The following is a 687-nucleotide window of genomic DNA, read 5'->3' on the forward strand; positions in this document are numbered from 1 at the left end:
GGGTGGTGATGGCCGTATAGCCCTTGGCGGCATCGCCGGCGGGGATGACATCCTCTTCGGAATTCGACCAGACATTGCCTATGATGTGATCGGCCGGGAAGCCTGTCTTCTGCGCGGTCTTCAAGGCGACGGGGTTCATCACGCCCCAGCCGCGCAGCACGACATAGTCAGGATGCTCGCGCCGGATGGTCAGCCACTGCGCCTGCTGCTCGTTGCCGGGATGCGGCACCTCGATCTGCGACAGCTCGAAGCCGTATTTCTGCGACAGCAGCTCATAGATCGGGATCGTCTCCTTCCCATAGGGCGAGCCGTGATAGAGCACGACGATGTTCTTGCCCTTGAGCTTGTCGAGGCCTCCTTCCTTGGACGCGATGTAGTTCACGATGCCGGAGGTCTCGCTGTAAGGATTGAGCAGCAGCGGGAAGACGTAAGGGAACACCCGCCCGTCGGTCGTGTCTGTGCGGCCGTGGTTGATGGTGATCAGCGGCACCTTGTCGTCGGTGATGCGATCGATCATGGCATAGGCGATGCCGACCGAGAGTGGATTCCAGGCAGCGATGCCGGGATTGCTCTTCAACCGTTCATACACCTCGACGCCCTTCTCGACCTCATATTGCGTCTCGCCTTCGCTCCAGGCCAGCTTGACGCCATTGACGCCGCCGTCGCGGATGTTGATCAGGTTGAGAT

The 687-nt window shown here is 60.6% G+C and carries 1 protein-coding gene; it reads right to left on the bottom strand.

Annotated features, from left to right (window positions below; all coding sequences use genetic code 11):
- A partial coding sequence (locus EN780_RS36395) for an ABC transporter substrate-binding protein (protein ID WP_145971046.1) occupies positions 1–687 on the bottom strand: 687 nt, incomplete at both ends.

Origin of the sequence: Mesorhizobium sp. M4B.F.Ca.ET.089.01.1.1 (genome assembly GCF_004022605.1) — a bacterium.
Classification (GTDB): Bacteria; Pseudomonadota; Alphaproteobacteria; order Rhizobiales; family Rhizobiaceae; genus Mesorhizobium; species Mesorhizobium abyssinicae.